The organism is Acinetobacter sp. M5A5_2a (genome assembly GCF_053345265.1).
In genome coordinates, this window is sequence record NZ_JBKEZV010000011.1 from 67,428 (window position 1) to 83,825 (window position 16,398).

Genomic DNA, 16,398 nt, shown 5'->3' on the forward strand with positions numbered 1-16,398 from the left:
TTATTGTCCTGAAATAACACTAATTTAGTGAATTTCAGTATCGGTAAAATGCTCGTAAATTCTCTATTGAGGAACTCAAAGCCCGCGTAAAATTTGCGTAAAATATAGAGTAAAAGACGTTAAAGTTTAAAATTGACTACCGGATAAAGTACTGCTTCAAACTGTAGGGTTTCACAATTCCATAATTCATATAAAGGAATTTTTACGTCTAACGCCAAAGGTAATTTTTTAGAATTAAATTGCATATGGTCGAGATCAGTTCCCCATGCAATCAAATCTACATCTAAAGAAATATGATGCGATGGACGGACACGCCCTGTGTCTGATTCAAGTTTTTTTAAGAAAGCTTCTATTTGTGAAGGATTTAAAGAGCTTTTTAATAGACATGCTGAGTTCCAGTAATCATCTCCAATGCCATCTCGGCATGGAATTTGATAAACCGATGAAAACTGCACTTTCCCCAATGTTGCCAATTGCGTATAAGCAAAAGTAAAGTGTTGTTCTGCGTCTAAATTACTCGCTAGAGCGAGCGCAAAAATTGTTTCTGGTGCGTTCAAGACGAATTCCTACAGCATTAGCTTCTGCAATGATGGCGGGCTTACGGATGGTAATGGTAATTTTTTCAATCGTTGGGAAAGTTTCGAACAAACATTCCAAAACGAGATGTGCTGCATGTTCGATTAATTCGGGCTTGGCTTTTTGAATAGTTTGAGCCGATAACTCACAAATCTGTGCATAATTGAGTGTATCTTCAAGTTTGTCAGACTGTGCAGCTCGGCTCAAATCATTATGGATGGTTAAATCCAACATTAAAGGTTGAATGATTTGTCTTTCCCAGTTGAAACAGCCAATGACCGTTTCAACTTTCAAGCCTTCAATAATAATGGCATCCATAAATTTAAACTGACCTTAGTGCTTTAACAACGAAGCAGGTTCCATATTTTGAACCATTTTCAAACGTTGGTCTGCATAAATATCGGTATATGGTGCGAGTACGCGCATAAAACGATCGAAATAAAGCATTTGCTTAAATAATAAAGCAAAATCTCGAGGGAATTTAATACCGTGGCGCTCACCAACACCCACCATATCCATCATAATGTCGTTTAAATCGGCAGGATTGGTAGACAGAATTTGCTGTGGATCTGCCATTAATACACCATTAAATAAGCGCTCCAAATCTTGTGCCAATACATCCACATCAACTTTGTTATGCGTCATGCCCATTTTCAGCATGTTTTCGGCCATCGCTTTATAATCAGTTTTTTGCAATGCATCCATAAAGGCCATACACGCTGTCCAGACTTCTGGCTTTAACTGCCCCACAATACCAAAATCAATAAAACCAATTCGGCCATCTTCGAGCAGCATTAGATTTCCAGCATGTAAGTCTGCATGGAAACTCTTACACAACATCAAACTGCCGAACCATGTATTCATTGCAGTAATCAGCACTTGTGATGGATCTTTGGCGTATTGTTTCACCACACTAAAATCTGTCAAAGACACACCATATAGACGTTGCATGGTTAAAACACGGCGTGTAGAAAATTGATGATAAACCTTAGGTGCAGTCGCAGCGTGGTTCTGAGAAACATTCAAATATTCAATAAAGTCATCTAGATTTTGTGCTTCTTCAATAAAATCAACTTCACGCACCATACGACTTTTGATTTCATCGACAATTTCAGAAAGAGCAGCGAATTTGATTTTAGGTACTGCACGCTCAAGCAATTTGGCAGCCCAATGCACCACACTTAAGTCAGTATATAAAATGGTTTCTACACCAGGCTTTTGTACTTTAATAACGACATCTTCGCCTGTGGTCAATTTAGCTGCATGAACCTGAGCAATTGAAGCAGAAGCTAATGGTTTTTCATCAATATAGCTAAAAATCTGACTTAAATCGCGCCCTTCAAACTCAGAGTCAAGTACACCTTGAATATAACTAAATGGCAGTGTTGGTGTCTGGTCTAAACAACCTTGAAATTCTTCTACATATTCACGAGGGAAAAGCGATGGAGTACTCGCAATAAACTGACCAAGTTTGATGTAAGTCGAGCCAAGAGATTCAAAGGTTTCCCGCATGAGTTTGGCATTACTTGGTTTTTCAGTTGCGTATTTAATCCCAGCTTTGGCGGCAACCACTGCTGTTTCACCAATACGGGCGACAGAACGTAGCCCATCAAACAAAATATTTTTTTTCATATTTCTTCAAAACCAAATCATTCAGGTTGAGTGTAGCAAATTTTATTTCATTTACTGATTAACTTGCCTGACAAACTGGGCAATTTACATCTTTATCAAAATTAACAATGCGTTGTGTCATGTTTAAGCCGTCCCACAATAATAGTTTCTGTTTTAAAGGGGTCGAATTGAGCCCTAGATAGAGCAAAGTGTGATGTGCTTGTAATGACGCTATCATTACAGGAGTAGTCGCAAGCACCCCAGATTCCGCACAGCGTAGGCCTTCATTGCTATGCTGTTCTTTAGGAAATAAACATTCATAACAAGCTGAATCACCTTCAACCATAAACATTTGTGCCTGAAAACCAATTGCTGAAGCACTAATTAATGCGACCTGATGCTTTTTACAAGCAGCATTTACCAAATAGCGCGTTGTAAAGTTATCACACCCATCCAATACCACATCTTGGTGTTCAACAAGTCTATCAATGTTATGTTCATCTAAACGTTCGTTGTAGTACTCAACGCAGATATAAGGGTTAATTTTCTGTAACCGCTTTGCAAGAACTTCAGCTTTATAACGGCCAATATCTTCATGACCAAATGCAATTTGACGTTGTAAATTACTTATCTCAATGGTATCGGCATCAATGAGTGTAATTTTCCCAACCCCTGCTCGCGCTAGTAACTCTGCACTGCTACATCCTATTCCACCAGCCCCAACAATAAGCACATTGGCAAGTTTGAGTTTTTCCTGAGCTTCTATATCCCATCCATCAAGTAAAATCTGACGGCTATAGAGATGCATTTCTTCATCACTTAACTCTACAAAATCGATATCTTGAAGCTCGGTCACGCGTTAATCCTTTCACTTAGAAGCCAAATGATTTTATGACTAAGTCAGGCATTAGGAAAGGTATAAAATAAAAACGGCATTTTATTCTTTAAACTTTTATCCACCACATTACTTCTCTCAAGCTTTCTGCAACAATAGAAATATCTATTTTCTTTATTACTTAGGCTAAATATGTCCCAATCATATATTGCACCTGTAGAGTTAGAAAAAGCTTATCGTTTGTTAAATCATGGCCCAACTGTACTTGTCTCTGCTCAGCATGGAGATGACCGAAATGTAATGGCAGCCGCTTGGGCATGTGCATTAGAACTCACCCCAGCCAAAGTAAGCGTTGTTCTCGACAAAAGTACTAAAACTCGTCAGCTTGTTGAACAAAGTGGTTATTTCACACTACAAGTTCCCTGCTATGCGCAGCTCGATATGACCCATCAACTTGGTACAATTAGCAAGTTAGACGACCCGCAAAAACTTGAACATTGTGGTGTCGAGCTCTTTTATCAAGAAGGTCTTACCAGCCCATTAGTATTTGGTTGCATCGCATGGCTCGTATGTAAACTTATTCCTGAACCGCATAATCAGTCAGCTCATGATTTATTTATTGGTTCTGTTGTCGGTGCTTGGGCCGACACTCGAGTATTTAAAGACGGGCATTGGCACTTTCAAGATGCACCAAAAGAGCTTCGAAGCTTGCACTATATTGCTGGCGGAACATTTTATTTAATTGGTGAGCAAGTTAAAGCTCAGCTTTAATCATAAAAATATAGTTTTTAACTTTTCGAAATGTATTGAATCAAATTAAAACCAGAAAATTTCGATTGCAAAAAACCGCATAACAATTGCGGTTTTTTGCAATGAATTTCATTATTTAAAAAGCTAATCCTTAAACTTGGGTAACTTCACGAGCAATCACTAAACGTTGAATATCCGAAGCGCCTTCATAAATCTGGCTTACACGAACATCCCGATAAATTCGCTCAACAGGAAAATCGCTCACATAGCCATAGCCACCATGAATCTGGATTGCATCAGAACAAACTCGCTCAGCCATTGTAGAAGCAAACAGCTTTGCCATTGAGGCTTCTTTTAAACAAGGTAATCCCTCATCTTTCAAAGTTGCAGCATGTAAAACCAACTGATGTGCAGCTTCAATCTGAGTTGCCATATCAGCTAAACGGAAACTTACCGCCTGATGCTGGACTAACTCTACGCCAAAGGCTTTACGCTCATTTGCGTATTGCACAGCAGCATCAAAAGCAGCTCGTGCCATACCAACCGATTGAGCAGCAATCCCAATACGACCGGCAGCTAAATTAGATAATGCAATTTTATAACCCTCACCTTCTTGTCCCACCAAGTTTTCTAAAGGAATTCGGCAGTCTTCAAGGGTAATGGTCGCTGTGTCTGAAGCATGTTGGCCCATTTTGTTTTCAATACGAGTTACCAAGTAACCTTGTGTATTGGTTGGTACAAGGAAACAAGAGATCCCTTTTTTGCCCGCTTGTTTATCAGTTACTGCAAACACCAGAGCTACTTGAGCATTTTTACCACTGGTAATAAATTGCTTTACGCCATTAAGTACCCACTGGTCCCCATCTCGCTCAGCTTTACATAAAATCGCACTGGCGTCAGAACCAACATGTGGCTCAGTTAAACAAAAGCATCCTAACCATTCACCCGATGCAAATTTTGGTAAATAGGTCTGTTTTTGCTGTTCTGAACCATATGCCAGTGTAATACCGCAAACCAATGAGTTTTGAACACTTACAATTGTCGAAATAGCACCATCACCTGCTGCAATTTCCTCAATTGCGAGCACCAAAGATACATAATCCATTCCTGCACCACCCCATTCATCTGGAACGGTCATACCCATTGCCCCCAAAGCACCTAAATCTTTTAATTCCTGAGCAGGAAACTCATGGGTTTTATCCCGATGAGCAGCTGTAGGTTTTAACTGATTTTGCGCATAATCACGCATCATCTCCTGAACCATACTTTGTTCAGCACTTAAAATCATTTCAACGTCCTTATTTTTATTATTTTGCTGCCATACGAATTGCACCATCCAAACGGATGACTTCACCATTTAAATATGAATTTTCAGCAATATGCCCAACTAAACGAGCAAACTCTTCGGGTTTTCCTAAACGAGACGGATATGGCACCATTTGTCCCAAAGCATCCTGAACATTTTGTGGCATACCTTTAAGCATCGGAGTTTCCATAATTCCCGGTGCAATGGTCATAATTCGAATGCCATGTCGCGCAAGCTCACGAGCAATTGGCAATGTCATGGCAACAATAGCGCCTTTAGATGCTGAATAAGCTGCCTGACCAATTTGACCATCAAATGCTGCAACTGAGGCTGTGTTTACAATTATACCTCTGTCCTCGTCCCCTGCTTCAACTGTATTTTTACTCATCGCATCTGCCGCAAAGCGCAGCATGTTAAATGTACCTGTCACATTAATTTGCAGAGTTTTTGAAAATAACGCCAAATCATGTACACCTTCACGGCCCACAACTTTAGCCGAAGGGCCAATACCCGCACAGTTAACCAAACCATGCAAACTGCCATGCTTGACCAATACATCCTTAAAGAACTGTTCAGCAGCAGCTTCATCGGTTACATCAAGTTTTACAAAGTCAGCTTTTGATCCTAATTGTTTTACTTGCTGCTCGCCTGCTTCTACATTCATGTCTACCAATGTGACAGAGGCACCTTGTTGCACCAAATATTCAGCTGTAGCAGCACCCAAACCAGAGCCACCACCTGTAATCACGAAATGTTTCCCTTGAATTTTCATTATGTAACGTCCTATAGAAATGTTCTTTAAACTTAGTAGTGAGAGTAAAAGTTGTTGTTTTCCGATACAATTTCAAAAAGCCTCAAAATGTTTGCAGCTTTTGATCAATCCAAATTTTAAATATGAAATATTTCACTCGAAATATATGAAGAAAATATGAGTCTTTGACATGGTTGTCCAATCTTCTTTAAGTAAAGGAACTATTTCGATTGCACTGGTACATGAAGCACTGGGTGCTGCTTATGCCAAAGGGCTAAATACTCAAATAATTCTAAATAAAGCGGGAATTCCTGCTGAATTACTTACGTCTCCCAAGGCACGTGTGCCTGTTACGACATATGCGCAACTATGGATAGAACTTGCCAATGCCATGAACGATGAGTTTTTTGGTATGGATAGCCATCCTATGCGTCGAGGTAGCTATAAATTACTTACTAAACTTGTCAGTACGGCGGAAACTTTAGAAAAGGCCCTTTACGATATTTTGAAATTTTTTAATTTTGTTCTGGATGATCTACAGGGTGAATTAATTCGGGACAAGCAAAAAGCCTATTTGGTCATTCGTGATCGTGAAAAACCCAAACGTATGTTTACCTACGCGACCTTTTTAATGTTGGTGCATGGACTCATGTGCTGGTTGGTGGATCAAAGAATTGGCTTGAATAATATATCGCTACGTTGCCCTAAACCCCAAGATATTCAGGACTATTTAGTACGTTTTGGTGAAGATATAAAATTTAATGCCGAGATAAATCAAGTTGAATTCGATGCTCACTATTTAGATATTAAAATTAAAAAAGATAAAAAAGCACTTTATGATTTCTTAGAGCAAACTCCGCAAAATCTTTTAGTTCGCTTTAAAAATGAAAATGCATTAAGTGTTCTTATTCGCCGCCATTTATTGAAACTTCATCCTGCTCAATGGCCCGAACTTAAAGATGTTGCACAACAGCTCAATATTTCTGAAGCTACAGTTCAACGCCGACTAAAGCATGAAGGTGTCAGCTACCAGCAAATTAAAAATGAAATTCGCTGTGATATTGCTGTTGAACGTTTAAGTAAAACCAACGATTCAATTCAAGATATTAGTGAAGACTTAAGCTTCCAAGATCCAAGCGCGTTTCACCGTGCCTTTAAAAAATGGACTGGCGTCAGCCCAGGGGCTTATCGAAATAATTTAACTTCACACAAGCAATAATATAAATATCACAAGCTTAAGAAATAATGCTTAAGCTTATGATATTTATATCTTCTAAATTCAATATTTCAGATAAGTACATTACTTCAAACTCAATTATCACTATAAAAACAGTGAGTTATGATTTTATCTAAACTTTTATCTTTCAATCTGATTTATAAATCAAAATAACTAAGTTTGTAAGCCATCAAACCCATGGAAGGATGATCTATTATTTATTCTGGTTCTATTTTTATTATGTCTTTAAAATCAAAATTATCTCTATCAAAGACTTTGCTGACATCAACATTGGGGTTTGTATTTGCATCATCTGCCTTTGCAGCAATTCCAACCACACTTAAACTTGATTATGCCTACTATGCACCAACCAGTTTAGTCGTAAAAGATCAAAAACTTCTTGAGAAAGCACTTCCAAATACTCAAATTAAATGGGTTTTTAGCCAAGGCAGTAACCGCTCGCTAGAATATCTCAACAGCAATAGCATCGATTTTGCGTCTACCGCTGGGTTAGCAGCTGTATTAAGTCGAGCGAATGGCAGCCCAATTAAAACTGTTTATGTACAAAGCCAGCCAGAATGGACCGCTCTTGTGGTAGCAAAAGACTCACCAATCAAAAATCTAAAAGACTTAAAAGGTAAGAAAATTGCAGCCACCAAAGGAACCGATCCATTCTTATTTACACTACAAGCGCTAGACACAGTAGGCCTAAGTAAACGCGATGTACAACTGGTTCATTTACAACATCCTGACGGAAAAACTGCATTAGAACGTGGTCAAGTAGATGCTTGGGCTGGGCTTGATCCGTTAATGGCTGCGGCTCAAATTCAATCAGGCGCCAAATTACTTTATCGTAATGTTGGATTTAACAGCTATAGCGTACTGAGTGTTAAAGAAGATTTTGCAAAGCAAAGTCCTGAAGCAGTTGAAGCAGTGATTAAAGCCTACGAACAAGCCCGAAAATGGGCAAAAGCTAATCCTGATAAAGTGGCAGCACTTTTAGCTCAAGAATCAAAACTCCCCCTACCTGTGGCTAAACTACAATTGAGCCGAACCAACTTTGATCAAAGCATTCCATCGGCAATTCAAGCACAAGCACTGAAACGTTCGGGGAAAATTTTGACAGAAGAAGACTTGGTCAGAAAAGGCACCAACGTCAATCAAGTGGTTGACCAGTTGTTAGACCCACGTTTTGCTCAAAAAGTCGTGAAATAATATATGAGTGATTCATTTAACAAAACTGAGCTAAATCATTTCTTAGCTCAGCAAGCTTTAAAATCTCAGAAAAAGCATTTAAACAATAAATTTACACGTTGGTTTAAAGCACTGCTCATTCCCGTAATCTTTTTAGTGGGTTGTGAGTTTTTAGTCAGAAATGGCTACGTCGATGCTTATTTACTACCCGCGCCAAGTAGTTTGTGGCAATCTTTTTTGGATTTAGCTCATAGTGATCTTTTTGCCCATATTTATATTAGTACATGGCGTGTTTTAGTAGGTTTCATTGTAGGGAGTGGTTTAGGGTTAATTTTTGCAATTTGGGTTGGATTAAGTAAAGAAGCCGAAGCGTATTTGGAACCAACTTTTTCAGCAATTAAATCAATTCCAAGTCTTGCATGGATTCCATTGTTATTACTTTGGTTAGGAATTGATGAAGGTTCTAAAATTACGCTGATTGCAATCGGTGCTTTTTTTCCAACCTATACCAATACGGTTGCAGCGATTCATAACGTAGATAGAAAGCTTATTGAAGTTGGAAAAGTTTATCGGCTCAATGCTTTTCAACGTATTGTATCTATTATTTTGCCGGCAGCATCTCCGGGAATTTTAACCGGTTTACGCAACAGCTTAAGCTTATCGTGGATGTTTATGATTGCAGCTGAACTGATTGCAGCCACTCAAGGAATCGGTTATTTACTCAGTGATGGTCGAGAAACATCTCGCCCTGATATTGTCATTATTGCAATTATTTTATTGGCCCTATTGGGTAAATTGACCGATAGCTTAATGAAACTTATAGAAAACTGGTTATTACGTTGGCGCGATACGCTACAAAAATAACTTTAAATCCAGCATGCCAAAGTGACTCGATCATTTTGGCCGTAGTCTTGAATGGTTTTAATTTCACTAAAACCATGCTCAGCAAATATATTTCGAACAGCCTGTCCCTGATCATAACCATGTTCAAGTGCAATCCAGCCTTGTAGTTTTAACCAGTTTTTTCCTTGGGCAATAATAATTTCAATATCAGCCAAACCCTTATGGTCTGCGACCAATGCACGGCGTGGTTCTGTTACCAGTGCCTGCATGTGTTCATCTTCAGGGTCAATATACGGCGGATTAGAAACAATTAAATCAAATTGCTGTTTGTCTAAAGCATCAAACCAAGCACCACAAGCAAATTTCACTTGTTGTAATCCATGGGTTTGCGCATTTTCTTTTGCAACTTCTAAAGTAGGTGCATAAATATCAGTTGCTGTGACGAACCAATCTGGGCGTTCACTCGCTAATGCAAGTGCAATCGCACCTGTGCCCGTTCCCAAATCAACAATATTTGCATTCTTTGGCAAATTTAGATTTAAAACGGTTTCAACCAAAACCTCAGTATCAGGTCGTGGCACTAAAGTATCGGAAGTCACTTTTAAGTCGAGTGTCCAAAATGGCTGTGAACCTGTTACATAAGCTAAAGGTTCACCATTTTGAATACGTTCAAGCCCAGCCAAGTAGTCTTGCTCTTGTTGGGCAGTTAACTCTTGCTCAAGTTTAAACTTTAATTCAAGCGAATTGATTTTTAGAAAATGCTCAAGTAACCAAGCATTTTCCTGACGTTCATAACTGTCAGGCTCACCACGAATTGCAAGCGCTTGAGCAATATTCATTAGCCGCCATTTTCCTGTGCAAGCATTGCAAGCTGATCTGCCTGATATTCACGATGTAAGCTATCAAGTAATTCAGTTAAATCACCTTCCATAATCGCGTCTAACTTATATAAAGTGAGGTTAATACGGTGGTCAGTCATACGACCTTGTGGGTAGTTATAAGTACGGATACGTTCAGAACGGTCACCAGAACCCACTAAGTCACGACGCATTTCAGAAGTTGCTGCATCCGCCGCCGCACGTTTCGCATTTTCTAAACGTGACACGAGCAATGCCATCGCTTTGGCTTTGTTTTTATGCTGTGAACGTTCTTCTTGGCATTCAACAACTGTACCTGTTGGAATGTGGGTAATACGTACCGCCGAATCCGTTTTGTTAATGTGCTGACCACCAGCACCAGATGCGCGGTAAGTATCAATACGCAAATCTGCTGGGTTAATCTCGACATTTGTATCGACATCAATCTCAGGCAAGATCGCAACTGTACAAGCCGATGTATGAACACGACCTTGTGACTCAGTCGCTGGAACACGTTGCACACGATGCGCACCACTTTCAAACTTCAAGCGGCCATACACACCATCGCCATCTACACGGCAAATGACTTCCTTAAAGCCGCCATGCTCACCTTCATTTTCAGAAAGTACTTCTATACGCCAATTTTGTGTCTCGGCATATTTACTGTACATGCGGAATAAGTCACCAGAGAAAATTGCAGCCTCATCACCACCCGTTCCGGCGCGAATTTCTAAATAAGCTGCATTAGAATCATTTGGATCTTTTGGAATCATCAAAATATTGAGCTGGCTTTCTAACTCTCCAAGCAACTCTTTATTCGCTTGAATTTCTTCATCTGCCATATCTTTAAAGTCAGGGTCAGACTTCATCATTTCAGCAGTTTCAATATCTTCTTCTGCTTGACGGTATTTGCCCCAAACTTCGGTAATTTCAGATAAATCACTATGTTCACGAGACAATTTACGGAAACGTTTGTTATCGGAGATGACTTCCACATCTGCAAGCAACGCGGTAAGTTCTTCATGTCGATCACAGAGTTGATCAAGTCGTAAACGGAGTGACGCTTTCATAAGAGGAAATATCTCAAAAGTCCAAAAAGCTTATCGAACGCTATGTAAATATAGAAGATAAGCAAAATCGTAAAAATAGCGCATAGTTTACAGATTATGCCGCTCAAATGACATATATAATCAGCCAATTCATCAACTTTCACAGTAAGTGGCAACTTATAAATATAATGATTTCAGATGAGATTTATTTACTCGCCTCTAATTTAGCTTTTTTATAGAAATTAATACGTCACCTTTTTCACCCAATCCGGCAATAGAGGCTTTATTCATAAAACCTCTTTACCATGTCTATTTATTTTAATTTTTCTAATAATGTTTTACCCACCAGAACAGCCGAGGCTGGATTTTGTCCCGTAATAAGTTCACGATCCACCACTACATTTGGAGTCCAAGCATTCGTATTACTTTGATATTTACCACCAATTGACTGTAATGCCGTTTGTGGATAGAACTTCATTTCACCACCTTTTAACAAAGCCTTTGCTTGTTCTTCTTCTTGGTTACTAATCACAGTCATCCGATAGTTCTTATAAATCCACTCGCCAGTTTTTACGGTTTTGCCTTGCTCAAGTTGCTGAACGACTTCAGAAGGATTCGGTAAAGTAGACATCAATGCAATAGGGCCATGGCAAACCAGAGCTGTAGGTTTTTTAGCTTTATGAAAAGCCGTCAAAACTTTCCCAAGCTGTTTATCTTTTAATAGATCTTGCATAGGTGCATGCCCACCTGGAATATAAATAGCATCAAACTGATCTATGCCAATTTGCTCAATACGCGACAAACTCAAAACTGGAGAATCTTGAGGCGATGTTAACTTTAGATCATGCAATAAACCCGCATATTGCTTTAATGCTTTTTCGTCTTGATTAAAGTACATCGCACTATTTGATGACTCATCTAACGTCGGGGCTTTTCCTTTTGGTGTAGCGAAAGTTACTGTGTGCCCTGCATCTAAAAGCATTTTTGTAGGCTGCATCAACTCATTTAAATAAAAGCCTGTTTTAAAAATATGACCATTTTTCAGCTCTAACTGCCCTTCATCAGACAATACAACTAATACATGAGCAGCATTTGCACTTAATGCTGCTGAAGCGGTCACTACTGCAAGCATTATTTTATTTAGAGATTTCATTATTCAACCTTCATTCCAGCCTTATGCTGGATTTATAACTAGGATAGATATATTCTATTTTTGCCAGCAAGGTAGAAAAACAACCACATTTACAAATCTTTTTTGCGTTTGAGGACAAAATGTCTCGTCAATTTGACCATCTTGCCGATGTTGAAGTGTTTTTAATTGTGGCTGAAAAGCTTTCTATTAGTGCAACTGCAATTCATTTGTCTACCACACCTTCAGTCATTAGTAGAACAATTACACGGCTAGAGAAAAAGTTGGGTATCCAGTTTTTTAGAAGGACCACTCGTCATTTAAGCTTGACTGAAGCAGGTCAACTTTATTATGAGAAAATGCAGCACGCCTTTCAGCTAATCGACCATGCAGAACGTGTGGTTCAAGGTGAACAACTGCAAATTTCTGGAAAAATCAAATTAAGCGTTCCTACAACTTATGGACACTATCGCTTACCACCCTTATTAGAAAAATTTCTTTTGCAATATCCAGACATTCAAATTGAGATCAGCATCTCTAATCGCAATGTTGATTTAATTGCTGAAGGTTTCGATTTAGCAATTCGCCAAGGCCATCTTCCTAATAGCTCTCTTGTAGCCAGACCGCTGGAACTTGCCCCTCTTCAACTTGTTGCTTCACCTAATTATTTAAAACGTATGGGTATTCCTCAAACTTTGGAAGAATTAAATCATCACCAATGTATCGCTTTTGAATTACCAAGTAGTGGCAAGATAACCCCATGGTTATTTAAAGATGTAGATCAAGAAATTCAGTGGACACCAACAAATCGGATTTTAGTAAAAGAAGATATTTTAGGCGTAGTTTCTCTTGCTGAAAGTGGATTAGGGATATGTCAGAGTTATAGCTTTATTGTTAATGAAAAAATTCGACAAGGAAAATTACAACCTTTACTCGAGGCTTATGCAGGTCACACACGTCCCTTCTCTTTACTGTACGCACAACATAAACATATGTCTTCTGCTACAAGAGCTTTGATCAATTTTCTCTGTTCAGATGGCGAATAATGAACTCATTAAAACTAAATGAGACTCATATTTATCTATATGAGTATTAAACATTCTATTTTAATAGAAAACATACAAACCTGACACTAAACTACAATAATGAATTGATGGTTCTCCATATTTTAAGAAACGTGTTTTGTTACATTTGCCGTAACAAAAGATATAGGGTCCTGCTGCTAAGGACACGGAGTAAAAAATGAAATTAAATGCTTGGTTATGTAGCGCTGTTTTAGCAACTTCTATGGTTACTGTAGCTCATGCTGACAATACAACACATGTAGCAGCCGCTTCTGCTTTAGGCAGTGTCGCTGGTACTGCAATTGGTAAAAGCATGGGTGGTACATCTGGCGCAACAATTGGTGCTGCTTTAGGTGGTGCTGGTGGTGCAGCAGTTGCAAGTGACCGTCGTCACCGCACAGAATCTGCAATTGGCGGTGGTTTAGGTGGTGGTGCTGGTTATACCGTTGGTAGAAGCATGGGCGGTACAAATGGTGGTTACGTTGGCGCTGCGTTAGGTGCTGCGGGTGGTTCTGCTCTAGGTAATAAGATTTCTAAAGACCGTGATGCTGACAGATCTTCTAAGCACTGGAAGAAAAAACACCGTCGTCATCACTAATCAAATTTGATGAAACGTTACTAAGCACCTTCGGGTGCTTTTTTATTAGGATCAACAAATATTCACCATCTCTCTTTTGCTCAGGATTTATCCACAAATTAATAGAAACAATACAAACAGACACAAAACTAGCGTATCGCCTTTGGGGTTCTCCATAATTATCACGAAATTTTTGATTACATTTATCTCAAGATAAAAATACTGTCCTTCTCAGTAAAAAGGACATGGAGCTGCAAGATGAAAATGAATATTTGGTTAGCTAGTGCATTAATTGCAACATCGTCTATGGTGACAGTTGCACATGCAGATAATGGTACCCGTGTTGCTGCAACCTCTGCGTTAGGTAGTGTGGTTGGTACAGCAATTGGTAAAAGCATGGGTGGCACAACAGGCGCAACAATTGGTGCAGCTTTAGGTGGTGCTGGTGGTGCAGCAGCGGCGAGTGACCGTCGCAATCGTACAGAAGCTGCAATTGGCGGTGCTTTAGGTGGTGGAGCTGGTTATACAGTCGGTAAAAACATGGGCGGTACCAACGGTGGTTACATTGGTGCTGCGGTAGGTGCTGCGGGTGGTTCAGCGCTAGGTCGTAAAGTTTCTGAAGATCGTAACTACAATGATCGCTATGATCGTGGTAGTCGTTATGATCGAGATGATCGTAGATATGACGATGGTGACCGTCGTTACTATAGTAAAGGTGGCCATCGTCGTCATGACAATGGTTTACATCGCGGCTGGTACAAAAACCGCTAATTCACATATGAATCAAAAGAGCACCTTCGGGTGCTTTTTTATTGAGAGACAAAACCTAATATCGAAAAAAAACGATATACATTAATCCCTATATATCGTAGTATTTCGATATACCCTTATTCGAGAATATCGCATGCGATCACTTCAAGATACCAAGTTTTCAATTTTGGAACTTGCTCCTATTCGTAATGATAAAACCATCGAATTTTCGTTACGTCACGCATTAGAATTAGCACAACATGCAGAAAAACTAGGTTATGAACGTTTCTGGCTTGCAGAACATCACAACATGGATGGAATCGCGAGCTCTGCTACGGCTGTCTTACTCGGTTTTATTGCAGCACATACACAGCATATTCGCTTAGGTTCAGGCGGAATTATGCTTCCTAACCATGCTCCTTTAGTTGTCGCAGAACAATTTGGAACACTTGCTACTTTATATCCAAATCGTATTGAACTGGGTTTAGGTCGTGCTCCAGGTACAGATCAACTCACTATGCGAGCTTTACGTCGTGGGCATCAAGAAACAGAAGATCAATTTCCAAAAGATGTTGTCGAAATCTTAAAATATTTTGACGCCCCTCAAGCAGGACAAAAGATTATTGCAACTCCAGGGCAAAATACACATGTTCCTGTTTGGTTACTTGGATCTAGCCTTTTTAGTGCGCAATTGGCTGCAAAACTTGGTCTACCCTACTCATTTGCGTCGCATTTTGCGCCACGTATGCTAGGCCAAGCCATCCAACTCTATCGTGAGAACTTTGAGCCTTCTGCTTATTTAGACAAACCTTATGTCTCAATGGGTGTACCTGTTGTGGTAGCAGAGACTGATGAAGAAGCACAGTTTTTAGCAACAAGTGCATATCAACGTGTATTAGGCTTAATTCGTGGCGAAAGCTTAAAACTTAAACCACCAGTTGAATCAATGCAGGGACTATGGAATACAGCAGAACAGCTTTCTGTTGAAAACTTCTATGCAATGGCACAAATTGGCTCGGTTGAGACTGTTCGCACTGGTTTACAAAAACTTTTAACGACATACGATGTTGATGAGTTTATTTTTACATGTGATATATACGACACAACGAAGCGTCTAGATAGTTTTACGCAACTCATGAATGTAAAAACAGAACATTAAAACTCTGCTTCACTTTCCCATACTTGAATTGATTTCGAGTATGGGATGACCATCTATCTGAAAAGACTTTACCCCAACTTCCTGCTTGGTTATTTATATTAAAACGATAAAAACATCATGATTGAAAAACCAAAAGGACTTTTGGAAAATGAGTATTAATATTAAAAATAACGCTTCAAAATCAGTAATTTTTCAAAATACGGCTCAAGATTTTGAAGACTTTGCTGGTCAAGTTATTCCGTCAACCTCAATTAAAGAGTTTGATTTTTCACATTTATCTGTCGCGATTATTGGTACAAATCAAGATACCGTGACCCATCTTGAAAAAATCTGCCAACAAGCAAAATTTGTGACTGTATTTCAAATTACACCTCACTTTATTTTGCCCCATAGTCAAATGGGCACACACAAGTTAATTACGCATCCACTCATTATTAAAAACCGGAGATTATTTAACAATCGTGTAAAAAGTCTTTTGGCCTTACGTTTTCTTGAGACTCAAGTAAATGAAACATGGCTTAAGCGCCTTTTAACACCCAATACTGCAACGACTAAAAAAGTATTTTTTAAATCTGATAGTTATTATGCTGCACTCCAAAAATCTAACTGTAAATTACAAACTTGGCCTATTGTTAAGGTAACCAATACATCAATTCAAAGCATGGATGGTGTAGAGCAACCCGTCGACATCATTATCAGAATAACTACATAAAAATAAAAAGCATGGCTTT

General features: G+C 39.1%; 18 protein-coding genes. 9 read left to right on the forward strand and 9 right to left on the reverse strand.

Annotated features, from left to right (window positions below):
• Window positions 1-119: 119 nt before the first annotated feature.
• Genes ACLBWE_RS15165 through ACLBWE_RS15180 form a run of 4 tightly spaced genes read right to left on the reverse strand, consistent with a single transcriptional unit; the run spans window position 120 to window position 3,043 of the window.
• A complete protein-coding gene (locus tag ACLBWE_RS15165) occupies window positions 120-557 on the reverse strand; it encodes a 2-amino-4-hydroxy-6-hydroxymethyldihydropteridine diphosphokinase (RefSeq protein ID WP_427959126.1) in 438 nt (145 codons plus the stop codon).
• Window positions 514-894 carry a dihydroneopterin aldolase gene (gene folB / locus ACLBWE_RS15170; protein WP_427959129.1) on the reverse strand — a complete coding sequence of 127 codons (381 nt, stop codon included), beginning with the start codon at window positions 892-894 and terminating at the stop codon, window positions 514-516. The genes ACLBWE_RS15165 and folB overlap by 44 nt, the downstream gene beginning before the upstream one ends.
• A 15-nt stretch (window positions 895-909) precedes the next feature.
• Window positions 910-2,208, reverse strand: coding sequence for an ABC1 kinase family protein (locus tag ACLBWE_RS15175; protein ID WP_017388091.1), 1,299 nt, complete (start codon window positions 2,206-2,208; stop codon window positions 910-912).
• Window positions 2,209-2,266: 58 nt separating this feature from the next.
• Window positions 2,267-3,043, reverse strand: a complete 777-nt coding sequence (locus ACLBWE_RS15180; protein WP_307009005.1) for a HesA/MoeB/ThiF family protein — start codon at window positions 3,041-3,043, stop codon at window positions 2,267-2,269.
• Window positions 3,044-3,214: 171 nt separating this feature from the next.
• Here ACLBWE_RS15180 and ACLBWE_RS15185 point away from each other — a divergent pair, with 171 nt between their 5' ends.
• Complete coding sequence (locus ACLBWE_RS15185) at window positions 3,215-3,793, forward strand: flavin reductase family protein (RefSeq protein WP_199989860.1); 579 nt, start codon at window positions 3,215-3,217, stop codon at window positions 3,791-3,793.
• Window positions 3,794-3,923: 130 nt separating this feature from the next.
• Here the strand turns inward: ACLBWE_RS15185 and ACLBWE_RS15190 are convergent, their stop codons facing one another.
• The gene (locus ACLBWE_RS15190; protein ID WP_447603836.1) at window positions 3,924-5,060 is read right to left on the reverse strand and encodes an acyl-CoA dehydrogenase family protein; all 1,137 of its coding nucleotides are present in this window, start codon (window positions 5,058-5,060) and stop codon (window positions 3,924-3,926) included.
• A gap of 19 nt (window positions 5,061-5,079) precedes the next feature.
• Window positions 5,080-5,850, reverse strand: a complete 771-nt coding sequence (locus ACLBWE_RS15195) for a 3-hydroxyacyl-CoA dehydrogenase (RefSeq protein WP_447603838.1) — start codon at window positions 5,848-5,850, stop codon at window positions 5,080-5,082.
• Between the two features lie 169 nt (window positions 5,851-6,019).
• Here ACLBWE_RS15195 and ACLBWE_RS15200 point away from each other — a divergent pair, with 169 nt between their 5' ends.
• The 3 genes from ACLBWE_RS15200 (at window position 6,020) to ACLBWE_RS15210 (ending at window position 9,103) form a co-directional block, all read left to right on the forward strand.
• On the forward strand, window positions 6,020-7,048 hold the full coding sequence (locus tag ACLBWE_RS15200) for an AraC family transcriptional regulator (protein ID WP_447603840.1): 1,029 nt from the start codon (window positions 6,020-6,022) through the stop codon (window positions 7,046-7,048).
• Window positions 7,049-7,285: 237 nt separating this feature from the next.
• Window positions 7,286-8,260 (forward strand): aliphatic sulfonate ABC transporter substrate-binding protein, encoded by a 975-nt coding sequence (locus ACLBWE_RS15205; protein WP_447603842.1) that lies wholly within the window; start codon window positions 7,286-7,288, stop codon window positions 8,258-8,260.
• Between the two features lie 3 nt (window positions 8,261-8,263).
• Window positions 8,264-9,103: an ABC transporter permease gene (locus ACLBWE_RS15210; protein WP_447603844.1), complete on the forward strand. Its 840-nt coding sequence runs from the start codon at window positions 8,264-8,266 to the stop codon at window positions 9,101-9,103.
• A gap of 2 nt (window positions 9,104-9,105) precedes the next feature.
• Here the strand turns inward: ACLBWE_RS15210 and prmC are convergent, their stop codons facing one another.
• From prmC to ACLBWE_RS15225, 3 genes are all read right to left on the reverse strand, one after another.
• Complete coding sequence (gene prmC / locus ACLBWE_RS15215; protein WP_447603846.1) at window positions 9,106-9,921, reverse strand: peptide chain release factor N(5)-glutamine methyltransferase; 816 nt, start codon at window positions 9,919-9,921, stop codon at window positions 9,106-9,108.
• A complete protein-coding gene (gene prfA / locus ACLBWE_RS15220) occupies window positions 9,921-11,009 on the reverse strand; it encodes a peptide chain release factor 1 (protein ID WP_424613703.1) in 1,089 nt (362 codons plus the stop codon). Before prfA ends, prmC begins: the two co-directional genes overlap by 1 nt.
• A gap of 292 nt (window positions 11,010-11,301) precedes the next feature.
• Window positions 11,302-12,141 carry a type 1 glutamine amidotransferase domain-containing protein gene (locus ACLBWE_RS15225; RefSeq protein WP_447603849.1) on the reverse strand — a complete coding sequence of 280 codons (840 nt, stop codon included), beginning with the start codon at window positions 12,139-12,141 and terminating at the stop codon, window positions 11,302-11,304.
• A 119-nt stretch (window positions 12,142-12,260) separates the two neighbouring features.
• Here ACLBWE_RS15225 and ACLBWE_RS15230 point away from each other — a divergent pair, with 119 nt between their 5' ends.
• From ACLBWE_RS15230 to ACLBWE_RS15250, 5 genes are all read left to right on the forward strand, one after another.
• The gene (locus ACLBWE_RS15230; protein ID WP_447603851.1) at window positions 12,261-13,163 is read left to right on the forward strand and encodes a LysR family transcriptional regulator; all 903 of its coding nucleotides are present in this window, start codon (window positions 12,261-12,263) and stop codon (window positions 13,161-13,163) included.
• Between the two features lie 196 nt (window positions 13,164-13,359).
• On the forward strand, window positions 13,360-13,779 hold the full coding sequence (locus ACLBWE_RS15235; RefSeq protein ID WP_005039626.1) for a glycine zipper domain-containing protein: 420 nt from the start codon (window positions 13,360-13,362) through the stop codon (window positions 13,777-13,779).
• A 237-nt stretch (window positions 13,780-14,016) separates the two neighbouring features.
• Window positions 14,017-14,529, forward strand: coding sequence for a hypothetical protein (locus tag ACLBWE_RS15240; protein WP_003652460.1), 513 nt, complete (start codon window positions 14,017-14,019; stop codon window positions 14,527-14,529).
• A gap of 133 nt (window positions 14,530-14,662) precedes the next feature.
• Complete coding sequence (locus ACLBWE_RS15245) at window positions 14,663-15,667, forward strand: LLM class flavin-dependent oxidoreductase (protein WP_151743180.1); 1,005 nt, start codon at window positions 14,663-14,665, stop codon at window positions 15,665-15,667.
• A gap of 148 nt (window positions 15,668-15,815) precedes the next feature.
• Window positions 15,816-16,379, forward strand: coding sequence for a flavoprotein (locus ACLBWE_RS15250; protein WP_426454495.1), 564 nt, complete (start codon window positions 15,816-15,818; stop codon window positions 16,377-16,379).
• The last annotated feature ends 19 nt before the right edge of the window (window positions 16,380-16,398 follow it).